The 15,627-nt window shown below is 59.4% G+C and carries 14 protein-coding genes; 5 read left to right on the top strand and 9 right to left on the bottom strand.

The genetic code is table 11. The annotated features are described in order from the left end of the window. Window positions 1-2 precede the first annotated feature (2 nt). The 3 genes from TBK1r_RS13570 (at window position 3) to TBK1r_RS13560 (ending at window position 2,739) form a co-directional block, all read left to right on the top strand. Window positions 3-881, top strand: a complete 879-nt coding sequence (locus tag TBK1r_RS13570) for a hypothetical protein (protein WP_145211352.1) — start codon at window positions 3-5, stop codon at window positions 879-881. Continuing rightward, window positions 878-1,771, top strand: a complete 894-nt coding sequence (locus TBK1r_RS13565) for a hypothetical protein (protein ID WP_145211349.1) — start codon at window positions 878-880, stop codon at window positions 1,769-1,771. The genes TBK1r_RS13570 and TBK1r_RS13565 overlap by 4 nt, the downstream gene beginning before the upstream one ends. A gap of 449 nt (window positions 1,772-2,220) precedes the next feature. Then, window positions 2,221-2,739 carry a response regulator transcription factor gene (locus TBK1r_RS13560; RefSeq protein ID WP_145211346.1) on the top strand — a complete coding sequence of 173 codons (519 nt, stop codon included), beginning with the start codon at window positions 2,221-2,223 and terminating at the stop codon, window positions 2,737-2,739. Here TBK1r_RS13560 and TBK1r_RS13555 read toward each other — a convergent pair. Both TBK1r_RS13555 and TBK1r_RS13550 read right to left on the bottom strand, forming a co-directional pair. Next, window positions 2,731-3,690: a universal stress protein gene (locus TBK1r_RS13555; protein ID WP_145211343.1), complete on the bottom strand. Its 960-nt coding sequence runs from the start codon at window positions 3,688-3,690 to the stop codon at window positions 2,731-2,733. The genes TBK1r_RS13560 and TBK1r_RS13555 overlap by 9 nt on opposite strands. Before the next feature lie 32 nt (window positions 3,691-3,722). Then, window positions 3,723-4,616 carry a universal stress protein gene (locus TBK1r_RS13550; RefSeq protein WP_145211340.1) on the bottom strand — a complete coding sequence of 298 codons (894 nt, stop codon included), beginning with the start codon at window positions 4,614-4,616 and terminating at the stop codon, window positions 3,723-3,725. Between the two features lie 445 nt (window positions 4,617-5,061). On the opposite strand from TBK1r_RS13550, the gene TBK1r_RS13545 reads away from it, so the two are divergent. Then, window positions 5,062-5,637: a hypothetical protein gene (locus TBK1r_RS13545; protein ID WP_145211337.1), complete on the top strand. Its 576-nt coding sequence runs from the start codon at window positions 5,062-5,064 to the stop codon at window positions 5,635-5,637. A gap of 113 nt (window positions 5,638-5,750) precedes the next feature. On the opposite strand, the gene TBK1r_RS13540 is transcribed toward TBK1r_RS13545, so the two are convergent. Beyond that, a complete protein-coding gene (locus TBK1r_RS13540; RefSeq protein WP_419581320.1) occupies window positions 5,751-6,308 on the bottom strand; it encodes a hypothetical protein in 558 nt (185 codons plus the stop codon). A gap of 13 nt (window positions 6,309-6,321) precedes the next feature. On the opposite strand from TBK1r_RS13540, the gene TBK1r_RS13535 reads away from it, so the two are divergent. After that, a complete protein-coding gene (locus tag TBK1r_RS13535) occupies window positions 6,322-6,828 on the top strand; it encodes a hypothetical protein (protein WP_145211334.1) in 507 nt (168 codons plus the stop codon). Between the two features lie 64 nt (window positions 6,829-6,892). Here TBK1r_RS13535 and TBK1r_RS13530 read toward each other — a convergent pair whose 3' ends face one another. The 6 genes from TBK1r_RS13530 to TBK1r_RS13505 all read right to left on the bottom strand — a co-directional run bounded on the left by TBK1r_RS13530 (window position 6,893) and on the right by TBK1r_RS13505 (window position 15,625). Further along, window positions 6,893-10,243, bottom strand: coding sequence for a UTP--glucose-1-phosphate uridylyltransferase (locus TBK1r_RS13530; protein ID WP_145211331.1), 3,351 nt, complete (start codon window positions 10,241-10,243; stop codon window positions 6,893-6,895). Continuing rightward, the gene (locus tag TBK1r_RS13525; protein ID WP_145211328.1) at window positions 10,240-11,109 is read right to left on the bottom strand and encodes a sugar phosphate nucleotidyltransferase; all 870 of its coding nucleotides are present in this window, start codon (window positions 11,107-11,109) and stop codon (window positions 10,240-10,242) included. The genes TBK1r_RS13530 and TBK1r_RS13525 overlap by 4 nt, the downstream gene beginning before the upstream one ends. Window positions 11,110-11,187: 78 nt before the next feature. Next, window positions 11,188-11,829 (bottom strand): redoxin domain-containing protein, encoded by a 642-nt coding sequence (locus TBK1r_RS13520; protein ID WP_145211325.1) that lies wholly within the window; start codon window positions 11,827-11,829, stop codon window positions 11,188-11,190. A gap of 117 nt (window positions 11,830-11,946) precedes the next feature. Then, window positions 11,947-12,807 (bottom strand): rhomboid family intramembrane serine protease, encoded by an 861-nt coding sequence (locus TBK1r_RS13515; RefSeq protein ID WP_419581319.1) that lies wholly within the window; start codon window positions 12,805-12,807, stop codon window positions 11,947-11,949. Between the two features lie 853 nt (window positions 12,808-13,660). Then, window positions 13,661-14,896, bottom strand: a complete 1,236-nt coding sequence (locus TBK1r_RS13510) for an NAD(P)/FAD-dependent oxidoreductase (protein WP_145211317.1) — start codon at window positions 14,894-14,896, stop codon at window positions 13,661-13,663. Between the two features lie 12 nt (window positions 14,897-14,908). After that, window positions 14,909-15,625, bottom strand: a complete 717-nt coding sequence (locus TBK1r_RS13505) for a methyltransferase domain-containing protein (RefSeq protein ID WP_145211314.1) — start codon at window positions 15,623-15,625, stop codon at window positions 14,909-14,911. Between the last annotated feature and the right edge of the window lie 2 nt (window positions 15,626-15,627).

The raw sequence follows: 15,627 nt of genomic DNA, 5'->3' as shown, positions 1-15,627 counted from the left end.
CGATGAGACGTCGACGACGTGAGCAGACCGTCAACCTGTTTGCCTTTCAAGACATCATCACCGGTGTCGCCGGTGTGATGTTGTTTATCTTGTTGCTGTTGGTGGTGCAGTTGAGTCTACGACTGGCGACCCAAGCGGCTGAACTGCAGGAAAAGCTGGCCGATGATGCCGCCAACGCCGCTGCTGCCACAACGCCGCCGGACGAGGCGATGGAAGATCCCTTCCAGGATTTGGATCAGCTGGAACAACAGTTAAAACAACTGCGCCGCGACAACCAGGAACTGCTCGATGCAACCGCTCGCGACCTGGACTTTGACATCCAGGCCGCTCAATCGGAACTCGCCGAACTGGTTCGTCAAGCCGACGAGGCGAAGACACAGGCAGAGAAGTTACAGCAGCAGGTGGCGTCACAGCAGATGAGTCAGCAGCGCAAAGAGATCCTTGAATTGCGGGAGCGACTTCGGGAAAAGTTGGAGTCGCTGAAACAAGAACAAGTGCTCCACCGCAGTGGCAAACTGGTCGCATTCAAGACCACCGCAAGCCCCACGCGTCCGATGTGGGTCGTCGATTTGCGCGACACCTACGCGGAACTGTTCGATGTGCTCCAACTCACCGATGTGACCACCGTGTCCTACGACCGGGAGCAGCTCCCGATGCAGACGGTTGCCCAAATCAGTGACGTGTTAGCGGACAAGACTCAAACGCGATCGATCATCCTGGTGCTGCGTCCCTCGGTGGCCGGCGCCGGTGCCGTCTTGTTATCTGATTTCCGTCAGGCCGGATTTAATCTGGCGTTAGAGTTGTTGGACGAAGATTCCGAGATCACGGTTCAGGGCAACGTGCCGATCGAAGGGGACCGTATCGAGGGGGACGCACGATGAGCCGGCGGAGGACGAACAGCAACGAAGACGATTCGCTGGAACTGTTACTGGACACGGTGTCCAATGTGTTTGGGGGCGTGATGTTTTTGACGCTGTTGGCGGCGTTGTTGATCATCGCGCGAGGGACCGCGCCGGCGGAACCGGACGACGCAGTCGAGGAGCGGCCCGTGCCGGTCAGTGCGGTACTGGTGGAGGCAAAGATCCGGCAGACCGCCGCCGCGATCCAGGCTCAGCAAGAAATCATGCGACAACTGGACCCCGACGGCGACGTGATGGCCAAATCGGATCGGTTGCGATCCCTCGAGCAGACGCTCTCGCTGGCACGACGCCACGCCGGCCGGACCGATCACCTGAAGGAAGCACAACAGCAGGCGTTGCGGGATCAATTGGCGAACCAGTCCGAACTGGAACAACAAATCGCCGACGTGAAACAACAGATCGCCGACCAAGCGGCCACCGCCAGCGCGATCCGCACCCAGTCCGAACGGTCCGTTGAATTCCGCCCTTTGAGTCGTAGCATGACCGATGAGGCGGTCGTGTTGCTACGGTACGGGCGTTGGTACCTGTTACAAACCGGACCCAGCGAAGGCGTCAATCGCGACGATTTCTTTGTACTACAGCACAGTCGCTCGTTGACGCGCGTGACGCCGAAGCCACACCGCGGATCGCCGGTGACCTCGCAATCGCTGTCCGACTTGGTCACGCGTCTGAAGGCCGAATTCAAGCCCGGGCAATTTCATGTGTTGATCGCCGTTTGGGATGATTCATTTTCGGAATTCAATCCGGTCAAAGACGCGGTCAAGGCGGCCGGGTACACCTATCGTACGCTGCCGTGTGACAGCAGCACGCGATTGAGCAATCAATATGCGGCCGAAGCCTATGTGCAGTGACGCACCGGCCTTCGAGTCTTTGTCGCGTGTCGTTGCGGTATTAGCCGCCAGATAACGCGTGATTGAAGGGCGGGGCTGTCAAAACAGCCGACGAACCTGTATCGCGCGGCGGCACGGCGGTGAAGCTTTTTCTAGCGCAGCGGTCGATCAGGAATTGGTAAATTGGCGGTCAACCCCATCGGCGACGACGTTACAACACGTACAACGATGACGATCGGAGCACCATTGTTAACCATGTCGTGGATCTAATCAGAACTCGCCGCATCGAAAAGCCGCAATGGAGTAGATCCATTATGTCCGGCATTGCTTCGAAGCCTCCCGGCGAGATTGCCCCGGTCTCGCCTGGAGGTGGATTTTCGAAGAACAATGTCCGATTCATGAAGGCCAAGTTGTAAGCGAGTTGGGCACCGTGAAACATCGCAATACGAGCAAAATGACGGCGATTCTTAATGTCTGATGTGATACTGGATGGAATAAATGTCACGATCTGCGACTGGCGAGGCCATGTGATCTGGCGTAGCGATCGAAAGCCGTCTTGGAAACCCGGTGATTTGGCATGGAAGCACTTGACCGGTGAATCGAGCGAGCGGGCCAAGCTGGCCTTTGCCAAGGTCGTCACGCTCGGTGAAAAGGCGACACTGGAGCTGGAGAACAAACGCGGCCAACATTCACGCGAATGGTTGTGGCCGCTGGACCGTCCGGAGGTCGCCGTGTGCGTGTTGTCGGTGTTGATCCCGAGCGAACTGAAAACGCTTACCGATCGAGAGCGCGAGATTTTGGGACTGTTGGCGTTGGGCTGCCCGACCCGTGAAATTGCCGAACGCTTGGACGTCAGCGCGAGCACCGTTCACACGCACTTGAGACGGGCGCGACAAAAACTGGCGCTGCCCAGTGTCGAATCACTCACGGGCTTTGCCGCCCGCTACTGTCACCCCAACGCGGCTCCGCTGCAATCGATCTCATTCTGAAGTCCCGTTGGAGACTGCGTCGGCCGCGGTCGTGTCTGGATCAGGGTTGGTGCGGTGGTGCCTGGAGATCCAGACGCTACAGGGGGCATGACGCAACACGTACTTTGTGGTGCTGCCGAGCAGGAAGTCGTCCAGCAAGCTGTGACCGGAGTCACCGACGACGACGAGATCGGAATCACTTTTGTCCGCCAGATCGGCGATCGCGTCTCCGACCCGCTGGTCATGAATGATCACCGATTGGGTCTTAGGCAATTTCTTGATCAAGCGGTCCTTCATCTGATCACCACCCTGCTTCATCTCCTTGAAAATCTCCTCTTCGTTGGCGATCGCGGCGGTCGACAAACCGTTGCCGAGCAGATAATCGTAGATCGGAGCCACGCTGAGCAATTCGACCTCGGTGTCGGCCTGCCAATCGAGTGCCATGAGCTCTTCGACGGCATCACGAGACGCTTTCGAGCTGTCGTAACCGATCAGGATTCGATTGGCCTTGGACGCATCGGCGTCGCGTTGACTATCTTCCTCTTCCGGCGGGCGGACGACCAGCACCGAGCATTTGGCGTGCGTGGCGATGCTGTCCGAGACGCTGCCGATCAACAAACGGCCGAAGAACGAGTGGCCGCGGGCACCGATGACGATCAGATCACAGTCCAAATCCTTGGCTTCGCCCAAGACGACTTTGACCGGATGGCCCGGACGACAGATCGTATCGATACGTGTGCAGCGTTCGCGCAATAGCTTTGCCATGTCGGCTTGATGCACTTCCGCCCGCGCACGTTCTTGTCGAAGCAGTTCGGGAAACCAATGCTGGGTCGATTCTGGGCTTGACCCGTAGGGGTCGCCGAGCGCGGTGATGATCGTCAAGCTCATCGGCTCGGTGAATTTCAGCGAGCGCAGAAATTTTGCGGCCGCTGCCGCCTGCTGAGAACAATCGGTCGCTAGCAAGACTTTCATCGTCTCACGCTCCAGAGAGGTGGTGGTGTGGTTTAAGAGTCCAAGTGTTTGACCGCTCGATTGCGTGTCACCCAGACGCTGCAAGGTGCATGACGCAAGACATACCGCGACGTGCTGCCCAATAGGAATCGATTCACCGCGCTCCGAGGCGTCTCACCGACAATCAGCAAGTCGATGGCGTTGTCTTCGGCAAAGGTGACGATGCTTTCGCCGATATGATCCCCTTTGACCAGATGCGTTTTGGCGTGCGGGGCCACGTCGGCCAGTCGCTCTTTGGCGTCAGAGAGACCGTCGAGGTAGTGCGACGAGATCTCGATGCCCTCGTCCGCGATGCGCTGACCGATGAAGTCCGAAAGGTAGGTTTCGACCGTCAGCAGATGAAAATCGGTGCCCGTTTTCCAAGGGACTTCTGCGATCTCTTCCAACGCCAAGGACGCCGAGTCGCTGCTCTCGTACGCCAAGCAGACTCGGATCGGACGTGCCGTTTCGTGCAGCCCCGTGGGACGAACCACCAACGTGCTGCAGGGGGCGTGGGTGGCGACGTGATCGCTGACGCTGCCCAACAACAAACGCGTGATTTGCGAATGCCCCTTGGCACCGACCACCACCAAATCTCGTTTCTGCGATCCGGCAAGCTCGACGATGGATTCACCGACCGGACCTTCACGCATCGCATGCTTGATCGTGACATTGGCCCCGTCGAACATCTCTGCCACCTGCCTGAACGTCTCGTTGGCAAAGGCTTTGTCTCGCTCAAACGCCTTTTCCAGCAATTCGCCCGTCGCATAGCTGCTGTGAATGAAAGGACGTTGAACGACACTCAACACCGTCAGGTCCAAACTGTCCGGATGGGGAAGGTGAGCAAGCAGTTTGGCGGCTTCGATTGAAGGGGTCGATCCGTCGATGGCAAGTAAGACATTATGCATAGCAAAAATTCTCCAGGGTGGTGATCAACCAGCAGTCAAGCAAATCGAATGCCAGAACGTGCGACGACAGTCAGATCGCCCCTCTCGATCATTTGAATTTCCATCGAGCGCGCGAAATGGCCCACAGTGTGCCATTTGTCTCAATCGGTGGTGCGCCAATGTGTGACATCATGACAACGCGTTCCAATCACACCGGTAAAACCATCCTGCCACCCCGGTTTGGCCCTCCAGTTGCACCTTCAGGCGGAGAGCATCGCGAGTTGATTTCGGGACATCGAATGAGTCGATCTTCCGAATCGAATGCGATCGCGCCAGGCGCGACACGTCAGCGCGGGGCGCCGCGTGGCCCGTCGCTCACGCCTGCGGGCTTCAATCAACCCGCCGCTTGCCGCGAACGTGTGATCGACGTCGTCCTCCCCGCCATCCAGTTGAATCGAGAGCCATCATGACCGACCAGCCAGAGACCACGAAGTCACAAGCGGCCCACTACTTCGCCGAGTTGGAGGCCAGGATCGTCCAGCGACTCCATGCCGAAGCCGGCTCGGAGGCGTCGCGCGCCGCGTTGGTTCGCAGCACCGGTGTCGAAGACCCCCAATTGATCGACGAGCTTTCCAAGTTGGGGATCACCGCCGACGAATTGATCTGCCTGCGATTCATCCCGCTGGTGTTGGTCGCGTGGGCCGAAGACCACGCCGACTCGGAAGAACGCGAGGTGATTCAGTCACAGGCCGCCAAGCTGGGGATTCGCGAAGACTCCACCGCATGGCTGGTGCTGGAAACGTGGTTGCAAAAACAGCCGCCGGGATTGGGCATCGATGCTTGGAAACGGTACACGCGCGGGATTTTGAAAAAGATGTCACGCAACGCCGCGAATCGATTGATCCACTTGACCGAGAAGCAAATGATTACCGTTGCCAAAGCGTCCGGCGGGCATCTGGGAGTGGGCAAGGTTTCTCACAAGGAAAGCACGATGATCAACCGGCTGCTGACGATCATGCATGAGCAAGCCGAACAGGCGTAGTGGATCGCGCTGTGAAGCATTGTTAGCGGCAGGGCGCGAGCCCTCCGGTCTTTCACGGTCAAACCGGACGGCTCGCGCCGTTCCGCTAAAACCTTAAACCGAATGTCGGCGGCCTACCCCGAACGGGATACCGGATTCGCTGACTCTCTCCTTTGACACTCAACGACCGTCAGGTCTCGCGCCAGTTCCAGCGTGCGGTCCCAGCGGGCGCGAAGCAAATCCATCTGGTCACGGCTCCAGCCCTGACCGACCAGGCTGGCCAGATGCAACCCGGTGATCACGGCGATTGAGATCGGCACCACGACCAGCGACCAGGGCGGATTGCCCATCGACCACTGCACAAATCCAAAGATCAGCGCGCCGAAGAAACAGCAGGCCGCGACCAGGTAAATCGCCATCACCATCGTCCAGATTTCGGGCCGTGGCGAAAATCGACAAAATGCCTCGCTAGACTGCGGCTCGTCGATACAGTTCAATTGGACCGATAGATGAGGCGACCAGAACCGTTTGTCCGCCGATTCGATCTGGAAATCGATCACCCAACCGGCCGCTTCCGCGTGGGGAGACAGTTCGTCAGATTGAATCGCACGGCGAAGCCGTTGTTTGGCCTCCTCGCGTTCCCAAGGAAGCTGGACACGAAACGTCGGCTGCATTTGAATTTGATTCGTCATTCTCTCGCTCCTGATGGCAAAGCAAACCGACGACCGTGAAGACTTGCTCCGCGATGGGACCGCAATGCCGGTTCGCGGCAGACTGTGGGTGGACCGAGCCGAAGTCGTGATCGGGTTCCGATCCCAAGGGCAGCTGAGTCTGTATTGGGACCAGGATCCGGTGTTTCAATTCGATGAGTCTTGCCGGCTGCGACGCGTCTTTATCGATTCGTGTCGTTTGAAAGCAGAAAACGGAAAACTGGTCCGCCTGCGTCAGCCACACGAATCCATCGATCGCCCCGTCGAACGATTACGGATGGTGACCGAACCGATCTCCGCAGACGATGAAGCCGCAATTCTACAACGGCTTTCTGACCGCTTGCAACAAATCGACGCGACGCTCGATCGGATGATGCTTGCCGGCGATCAGACTCTCCTGCAAACCGTCGGAGCGACTCCGCCGGAATTCGCCCGACGCGTCCGAGCCTGGATCGCGAATTGGAATCGGTCGATGGGGGTGGCTGGTGGGCCGTCGGCGTGATCGGGAGGGGGCAGAATGATGGGGGCAGAATGATCGTCCTGCCGGCTGACGCCCCGGCGGCGACTCAGTCGCTCCAATCACAGAGCGAATCGATCGCATCGGCCGAACCATCGCGTTTCCAAGGATCGAGCTGAGCTTGCTCCTTGAGTTGTTGTCCGCGACGCTTGGGGACGACCATGAACTGACACTCCACTTCCGGCAGCGCTGTCATGTCGCCCCACAGTTTTTCGAATTGGGCCACCGGGTAGATGTCTTCTTGAGCGTGGCCCCAACGTTTTTTGACATCTTTCAGCGTGACGTAGGTGGGCAATCGTTTTGCCAACTTGCGAACCGCCGCATCGACCTTGGTTTGATTGGCCAAATCCTCGCGCGTCAGTCCGAACGTTTGCAGCAACTTGTCGAGATCGATCCAGGTCGTCATCGAGTTGTAATACGATAAATCGAATTCGACGCGTTCGTCCGGCATCGCGAGCCCTTCGACCAATCGGGGCCGGCCGGCGACCAGCGCCAGTCCGCCGCCGCGATCTTCCAAGCGACGCGGGATGACTTCGAAACTGAGTTCGGCGCCGCTCCGCATGTGCATCCCCAGCAGCCCGGGGTCGACGTTTGCACCGAGCGTGTCGATGTTGTGAAGCAGCAGATAGCGAAGCGACGGTTGATCCTGCAACAATTGATGCAGCATTCCGTTTCGCAGCAAGTTGGGAACTTCGTACCAGTGACCGACCGGATGCAGACACTGGTTGGGGACGTTGTCGGTATAGTCACTCGCTTCGCCGGTCGCTTTGGCCCAATTCATCAGCGCCGCGCGAACACTCTCGCGAACCTTTTGCTGCTGTTGATCCAAGACCTGGCTGGCCGTTTCCTCCCAAAGAAAATGGAGATCGCGGACGGTCGGTACCATTCGCAATCCGACACTCTTACCGGTGGAAACTTCAACACCCGACTCGAACCCGAAATCATCGTTCTGCTGCAGGTGTTCTCGAATCGGGGCGTCGGTCAAATAGCTGGTCGTGAAGACGTGTGGGATTGGTCCACCGAACGCGCGTGTGGTCGCGCGCGTCTTTGCCAGGTGGACTTCCAGAAAACTTCGGTGGCGGCCGGCAAACCGATGGAAGGGGTGTAGTGCCTTGCAGACGCCGGCGCCTTCGGTCCAGCGGCTTCCCACGCCCGCCGCCAGCGTCACAACCGCGACCTGTCCGTCGGCGATCGCCTGTTTCCCTGCCCGAATGTCTTTCGCCGCACAGCCTTGGCGGACGTCGGTGACGTGCTCCGGGCCGACGTCGCGAATCGTGGTGCTGGGCGAGAGCCGGTTCTGTGCCAATCCGATGCGTCCGTTTTTCAGATCGGCACGGATTTGTTCGTGTTGTTCGGCGTCGAACCCGATCGCGTGCAACAGTTCGTGCAAGGAGCCGCCAGATCGCTGCTTGGATTCGTCGTGGGGGAGGACGCTTTGCAACAGTTTCGACGAGGCAGTCGTCGCGATCTGTCCTTCGGCGCAGCGCCGCGCGATCGACTGCAGCTCCGACCGTCGGTTGGGTGACAAATCACGCGGCGCCGTTCGCAGCAGTCCGGGCAGGACCAATTGGTAATAGCGGTCGGGCATGATCCCATCGCCGCCGGTTCGCAGTTCTGCCCAAGTGCCATGATCGTTGATCGAAAAATCATAAACGACCGGGTCCATGGCGAATGGCAACGCGGTCTGCAACTGTGTCTTGACTTCGATCATCTTGGATTGAAGCCAATCGCTCGCTTTCGCTTTGATCGACGGATCAAACAGGAACCCCATGCCGCCGCCGGACATGCCGCCCAGCATGACAAAGCCCCAGAACTGGTCGCCGTATTGGTCACGACAGGCGTCGATCAGTCGATCGGTGAAACGGTTGGTCGCCCAGGGAATGATGGTCTGCAACGGGCCTTGGAAATTGCGAGTGGTGGCTTGGCCGATCTTGCGAATATCGCCCGACTCGATCGCCGCCACGACTTCATCGAGAATCGACATCGCTTCACTGCGGGCGATCCATTCCGCTTCGCTGCGCAGCAGGTAACGCTCAGTCACCATTTCCAAGATCGGGCCAACGTTTTGCGCCATGCCGCCGTGCACCAAGACGAGCGAGTCCTGCAATTTTTGACGGGTTTGCTCGGTCGCCCGTTTGCGATCAAAGACATCGTGGACTGGCATCAATCGTCCGCGACTGACGCCGTACTCGGGATCTCCCTCGCCGGCATCGGTGCCACAAATCAGTTTGATGCCCGGCCAGACCCCACCGGAATCCTGCCAGCCGCCTCCGCTGCCGCCGATCCATTCACCCAGAATCGCCCTGGCTGCCACCAGACGCCGCTCGGATTCGGTCAATCCGCCGGTCAGTGATTCGATCTGTCCGGTCGCACGCATCAGAATCGAAATCAGCGAGCCGAGCAGGTTGGTCGACACGGCCAACCGCGACCCCTTGGGGATGTCGTTGATCTTGGAGACCAGTTCCAGACCTTTGCCGGGACCGACCAGTTGGGTCAGCAATTCGCTGATCGGTCGACCACAGCCTTCCAGCCCCGGCGGAACGATGCCCGCGGCGATGACGGCCGCTTTCAACAAGCCTAAATAATCGCGGGCAAAATCGAACATCTCGCCGATCGTTGTCACGTCGGCGGTTGCCGCCAAGTCGACGCTGGCCAATCGGAACACCGGTTCGTCGATCACCCGCAGGTAGGTTTCAATCGGCGGGCTGGGGTGATCGTCTCGACCACGCACACCCAGGTCGACCGAGATGTTCAACACCCGCGCGCCTTCGGGGTAGTCCATCCCTAAAAAAAAGATGTCGCTCCAGGCGCTGTGCGAAAGGTCCATGCGGACTGCGGTCGTTTCACACAGCAACGGCATCACACCGTGTTGTTGATCGCCGTCGAGCAATTCACGCCGCAGCCGTAGCGGATGGTCGATCGGGTGCCCCAGGCGAAACATCCATTGATTGCCGCGGACCGTGCGAACGCTTTTTCGCACCTGGTCGGCCAGCGTTTGAAAACCCAGTTGGTGATACGCTTGGGCCAAGGCGCTGCTGACCGCATCGCTGGGGCCGGACGTTTCCTGGGTCTGAAGAAATTCATCGATCGCCTCGCCGAAGCGACGCGAAAGCAGATGCTCATAACCGCTAAAGGGGATCAATCCGTCGCAGCGTCGCGCGGTCGAATCGGTAAGCTCCTGCTCGAGTCGATCCGGCAGGTGATAGCGGTGGATCGAGGAGAGAAAGAACAAGGCGCGGACGCGACAATAAAGGTTGTCTTCGGTCCGTCGGTAGGCGTCCAGTTGTCGGCAATGCTCGAGCAGTTGTTGCGTGTCGGCGTCGGCGACGACCGATTCCAAGGAACGGTGCCGAACCGAATCGTCTTCCGACCGAATGATGTCAATCAATCGATTGCTCATGCGTTCCGTCCCCCGTCGACGGCGACGGCATTGCGCTGTGCCAGCAAGTCCACCAACTCGGTCAGGATTCGATCGCGATCGCGTCCCGAGAGTGCAATCGCCAATTGCGAGATCAGCAACCCATAGGGAATGCCCAAGTTGTAGCGCGTCCCGTGAACTTCATAGGCCATGTACTTGTGCCGCGAACGGAGCACGTCCAGCGCATCGGACAGCGTCGGCTTGCTGACCGAGTGATCCGCGACGACTTGTTCCAGCGCGGCGATGACGTCGTTGGTCAGCACGTGCATGCCGAAGAAGCCCAGGTAGTGACCGGATCGAAGTCCTGGCGTGACCAATTCTTGCTCCGCGCGTGTCGGAGTCGGTTTTTCCACCACCCGTTGGACTTCAAAAACACCCTCCTTTCGCGCCACGCGGGTGCCCGAGACGATTCCGAAGTAGGGCAGGTTGTTTTCACGCGTTGACTGGACGGCCGAGACGGAACACGAAAACTCCGAGGCCACGTTGACCAACTGCTTCGCACAGGAGAGGTTCGACGCGCTCAAATACAAGTGATCGCCGACCAAGTGCAGAAACGGTTCTCCGGCGACGAACCCCTTGGCACGCAAGATCGCGTCGGCGTATCCGACCGGCTCGGGTTGTTCGACAAATTGCAGACTGCCGACCAGATCACCGGCGGCCTGTTCAAAGGACCGTTGATCGCCCGGCCGGATCACCAGACAGATCTCTTCGACGCCGCAGGACAGGACCTCTTCAAGGATCAGCTGCAACGCGGATTTGTCTTTCCCCTGGCAGTCAACCAGTTGCTGGGTTGGAATACGATTCTGGTTGGGGGCCGCAGCTGTGATGACTGCTTTTCGAACCTGCATGGCGGTCGCCGGATAATTGGAAGGGAACGGGAAATGACAAACACGAGCGGCACCGTCAATCTAAATGTTGACGGAGCACTACAGGTTCTTGAGCGCCTTCAAGATGTCATCGACCGAGGCGCGACCGGCGTGTGAATCGCTGACCTTGGCCCACTCGACGCGGCGTCCCGCACCGATCACGTACGCCGCCGGATAGGCGGTCTCGCGAGGTGTGTCCCAGCGAAGCCCCCACGATTTGACCATCTCCATCCCCGGGTCGCAGACCATCACCAGCGGATCGGGCATCCTGCGTCCACCGATGAATTGTGTGGCCAGTCGATCCAGTTCGGCGCTGGATTCGTTGCCGGGATAAACCAGTAGCACACGATTCGGTTGATCGCCCAACGCTGCGGCGAGTGCCTTGGCTCGATTGATGATGTTGCCGACCTGTCGCTTGCAGATCGAACACTGGTACCCCGGATAACCCCGCAGAACGACGACCACCACGGGACCCTGCTCGTTGAGCTGCGAGAGCGTCACGAATCCGTTTTTGCCTTGGACCGGCAATTCGAAATCAGGCGCCTTGTCACCGACGGCAATTGGTTTGTCAGCGTCTGCCGCTGACAGCGGCGAAGCAACCAGCAGGCCACCCAACAGGCCGCCCAGCAGTGCGACGAGTGCCACGCCTGAGCGTGTGCGAGTGGAACGAGCGAGCCTGAACGAAACGGGTGGTGAACTCATCGGGAACCCTCATGGTGACGTGGTGGTGTGTAGCTCAGGAACTCGTCCTGCATGATCAATCTCGCCAGGACAGATCCTGACCCGATCGTGAAACCAAACGACGGCAACGCACCGGTCTCACTTGCGGCTCTCGCGTTTCCGGCGACTGTGTCGTTCCAGGGTCCGTCGCTCGGCCCGCGTCAGGCTGGCTTCACCGGAAGCGTGGATCTTGGCCAGGATTCGGTCCACGTCGTCTTCTTCCCGCCGCAGTTTGGCGTCGGGGTCGTGCAGTTTTAACTTGGTTCGTTTGACCGATCGGCCCACGCGATTTCGGTGCTTGGAAACGTCCAGCCAGCTCAGATTCCAGCGTTGGTAGTGATAGGCCAAGGCAAATGCGATTCCGGCCAGGTGGACGGTGAAGGCCGTCCCACCGCTGTCCTGGCCCGCCGGCCCGGACAGCATCGACAATGAACCGAACAAGTTGCTGATCACAAAGAAAACGGCGACCACCCAAGCTTTGACGGGAAAAATAAACATCAACAGGATGTTCGCGTGGGGGTAGTAGCAGGCGAACAGGATCGTCACGGCGCTGACCGCGCCGCTGGCACCGATCACCACGCCCGATGGTACGCCCATCACCCAGTACGTCAGGCAGCCCGCAATACCGCCGAGAAACATCGAAACCAGATAAACCCGCAGAAACTCGTAGCGTCCCATCCGCTCTTCGACCGACCGGCCGAAGATGAACAGACCGAACATGTTGAAGCCGACATGAAACGGCGTCTCCAACGAGTGCAGAAACCCGTAGGACAGGAACTGGTGCCACATCCAGGGCTGCAACAGCGTTTGTTTCCAGCAGCCGAACCAGGGCATCAACCGGCTGACCGTTTCGCCTTGCCCGACCGTTTTGGCCGTGAACACGTCGACCAGAAAGACCGCCACGGTGATGATCACCAAGATGATCGTCATGCTCTTGGGCATCTGGGATTGTGATCGCATGTGCCGATCCCAGGGCGATTCATCCTCGCGGCCGTAATCACGTTCGTACAATCCCATCCGGGTAGAACCAGTCTCTTGTAACTAAGGGAAAAAAGGACGCGTCGCGATTCGAGCAATCGCGACGCCGACAACGCGCATCCTACAAGATCGCCAATCACCCGGTCGAGACGAGGTTGGGCGAGGAATCAGTCAAGACCGGTTGGGAGTTGCAGCGTCCGACGCCCAACTGAAGTCAAACCGATCACAGCCGGGAAGGGCCAGCCGGGCCGACTACGACCAAGCCCGTGGGGGTCTACATGTGTCGCAAAATGTGAAGCCACCCTTCCGGCAGGCCGGTCGAGCGAAGCGAGGGGAGGTCGAACGGTCAATCGCGGTGTTCACTTCGCCGGTCAGAGTCGCGTCCCTCCGAGCAGAGAAAACCCTCTCTTTGCTACGCTGAACTCTCCCAGTGGGAGCGATCTGAAACCTGAAACCTGAAACCTGAAACCACCCGACCGCGCACGAAAAAACGGCCCCGATGGCGGTCGAAGCCGTTTGTTCACTTGTCATCACCGCAGGCGTCTACTTCTTGCGATGCCGAATCTTGCTGCGCATGCGTCGTTTCTTTCGTCCTACTTTTCGTCGCCCTTTACCGGTCTTCTTGGTACCCACCTAGTCGGTTCTCCAAAAGTTTGCGCCGACTTGATCGGCCGTTAGAAAATTGTGAATGGATGTCTCGGCCGGCGCTTCGGCTCGGCCAACTGCGAGCCCCAAAGCCTAGCAAATTCACGACCACGGGCAAGCCGAAAATGGCCTGCGGGCCCGGGCACGGCCAAAAGAGCCGGCAATCCAGCCAATCGAGAGGTTCCGCGGCTCACGCAGCATCCCCACTTGCCCCCGACTGGCGCGCTTCGGAGTGAAGCTCCTGTAGCACTTGTCGACGGTCGCGATGGATCTGCTGGACGGCAAATCGGCCAAATCGCGGGAATCGAGACAGGGCACCGACGGTGTGCCGCACCAGCACGGGGTGGCGGAGCAACCTGGAAATCATCCGGCAACGCCACTGCTGTTTTCCCAACGTCTGTTTCAAGTCCTCGGTCCATCGCTGGGGAAGATCCGGCGTCCAGCGGTCGATTGCGGCATCGACTCGTGGCACGACCGCCAACCCGGCGCGGATCGCCCACGCCATGCCTTCACCGGTAAACGGCTCGACGTAACCGGACGAATCACCGACATAGAACAGCCGGTGCCCCCCCGCGATCTTGCGGCGACGCGTCAGCGTGGGCGTTCCTCGGAAATGCGTCGTTTGAAGCTGTTTGGTCAGATCCCAGCCACAGGAGCGCAGGATTTGAAGACAGACCTCCGCCGGCCCGGATGTTTGGACCGCGGACCGATCCACTGCCGCGGCCAGATTGATCACCTGATTCTCCGTGACCACCAAGCCGACGTATCCGGTTTCCGCGATCGCCATGTAGATCACTCCGCTGGACAAGTGCATCGGGCCTCGCGGGTCGTCCGATTGCGTCCAATGGGCGCCCAAGCCGATGCGTGAATCCGCCGGTACGACCAGCCGGTCGTCGGGATCACCCGAAGCCGGCTTGCTGGCCAAACCGTTGGCCGCGATCAAGACGGAAGCATGATAGCGATGGCCGTCGTTGTCATGCAGTGAGCGTGTCGGACTGTCGGGAGGGTCGCTGCCGATCGTCACCGCCGTGTCGCTTAAAAATTGTGCGCCGGCAGCGATCGCGGACTCGGCCAACACGCGGTCCATCGCGAATCGTGAAACCGCATGTCCGCCGGGGAGTTCTAAATTCGCCCGGTTCAATCCGCTGCGAATGCTGTATTGGCTCAGCCAATGCCCGCCGAGTGCTTCGATCGGATCCCAGACCCCGGCGCCGCGAAGTCCGGCGATGGCGTCGCCGTTGAGGCAGGCGCCGCAAACCTTGTGACGTGGAAACGTCGTCCGCTCGATCAGCAAGACCTTACGGCCTAGCCGGGCCAGCCCCAGCGCGGCCAACGATCCCGCGATCCCCGCGCCCACGATCACCGCGTCCCAGCGTTCTTGAGACGCTTGCTGTCGGGTCGTCGTCGCGGCCAATTCTTGGATCATTGCGAAGTCGGATCATTGCGAGGTGGCTTCAATGTCGTAAACCATCAAAAACCGCTCCGGCCATCTCCGCTGGATACGAACCGGCGTCAACCCGGCCTGCGATGCCAATTCGATCGCTTCCGGCATCGTCAACGCCGCGCGCACGCTCAATGGACCATCGACGTGACAGACCTTGCTGGTCGTCAGCAGCCGTATGCCCCACTTGGCCAACACGTAGCCCAGCTGAGATCGCAACAAGTCACTGATCACCACTCGGTGTCGTGCCGCGGCCCGCATCGAACCCAACAGACGAACCACATCGGTCGATTCGAGGTGATGGAGGAACAATGAACTATAGACGACGTCGAAGTCCGATGGCAAATTTTGGCCGAGCACGTCTTGCTGGACAAACGTAACGTCCGCGTTCCGGCGTTTCGCGTTTTCCCCGGCAAATTCCACCGCGGTCTGGCTGATGTCGCAGCCGACGACGTCCATCGCCAAACCTTTGCGATCGGCCAGTTGCTTGATTCCGATGGCGACGTCACCGCCGCCGGATGCGACATCGAGCACCCGAATCGGACCCCCGGTCCGCTTCCGCGCCACCTCGGCAATCGGATTCCAAATCGAACGCACCGCGCCGCTGAGCCGATTGACTCGCGAAAGGCCTCGCAAGGCATCGGCGTGCAAGGTCGAATCGATGTCCGGTTCGTCCATCCATTCGTCTTGGCGATCGCGGGTCTTCAAGTGCATGG

This window comes from Stieleria magnilauensis (assembly GCA_007753675.1).
Classification (GTDB): domain Bacteria; phylum Planctomycetota; class Planctomycetia; order Pirellulales; family Pirellulaceae; genus Stieleria; species Stieleria magnilauensis.
The sequence above is the reverse complement of the archived record's forward strand: the minus strand, read 5'-3'. Positions and strand labels throughout refer to the sequence as shown.

What these genes read in the sequence shown, in the direction of transcription:
- TBK1r_RS13570 (WP_145211352.1), top strand. Translation starts at nt 3, where the DNA reads ATGAGACGTCGACGACGTGAGCAGACCGTCAACCTGTTTGCCTTTCAA.
- TBK1r_RS13565 (WP_145211349.1), top strand. Translation starts at nt 878, where the DNA reads ATGAGCCGGCGGAGGACGAACAGCAACGAAGACGATTCGCTGGAACTG.
- TBK1r_RS13560 (WP_145211346.1), top strand. Translation starts at nt 2,221, where the DNA reads ATGTCTGATGTGATACTGGATGGAATAAATGTCACGATCTGCGACTGG.
- TBK1r_RS13555 (WP_145211343.1), bottom strand. Translation starts at nt 3,690, where the DNA reads ATGAAAGTCTTGCTAGCGACCGATTGTTCTCAGCAGGCGGCAGCGGCC.
- TBK1r_RS13550 (WP_145211340.1), bottom strand. Translation starts at nt 4,616, where the DNA reads ATGCATAATGTCTTACTTGCCATCGACGGATCGACCCCTTCAATCGAA.
- TBK1r_RS13545 (WP_145211337.1), top strand. Translation starts at nt 5,062, where the DNA reads ATGACCGACCAGCCAGAGACCACGAAGTCACAAGCGGCCCACTACTTC.
- TBK1r_RS13540 (WP_419581320.1), bottom strand. Translation starts at nt 6,308, where the DNA reads ATGACGAATCAAATTCAAATGCAGCCGACGTTTCGTGTCCAGCTTCCT.
- TBK1r_RS13535 (WP_145211334.1), top strand. Translation starts at nt 6,322, where the DNA reads ATGGCAAAGCAAACCGACGACCGTGAAGACTTGCTCCGCGATGGGACC.
- TBK1r_RS13530 (WP_145211331.1), bottom strand. Translation starts at nt 10,243, where the DNA reads ATGAGCAATCGATTGATTGACATCATTCGGTCGGAAGACGATTCGGTT.
- TBK1r_RS13525 (WP_145211328.1), bottom strand. Translation starts at nt 11,109, where the DNA reads ATGCAGGTTCGAAAAGCAGTCATCACAGCTGCGGCCCCCAACCAGAAT.
- TBK1r_RS13520 (WP_145211325.1), bottom strand. Translation starts at nt 11,829, where the DNA reads ATGAGTTCACCACCCGTTTCGTTCAGGCTCGCTCGTTCCACTCGCACA.
- TBK1r_RS13515 (WP_419581319.1), bottom strand. Translation starts at nt 12,807, where the DNA reads ATGCGATCACAATCCCAGATGCCCAAGAGCATGACGATCATCTTGGTG.
- TBK1r_RS13510 (WP_145211317.1), bottom strand. Translation starts at nt 14,896, where the DNA reads ATGATCCAAGAATTGGCCGCGACGACGACCCGACAGCAAGCGTCTCAA.
- TBK1r_RS13505 (WP_145211314.1), bottom strand. Translation starts at nt 15,625, where the DNA reads ATGCACTTGAAGACCCGCGATCGCCAAGACGAATGGATGGACGAACCG.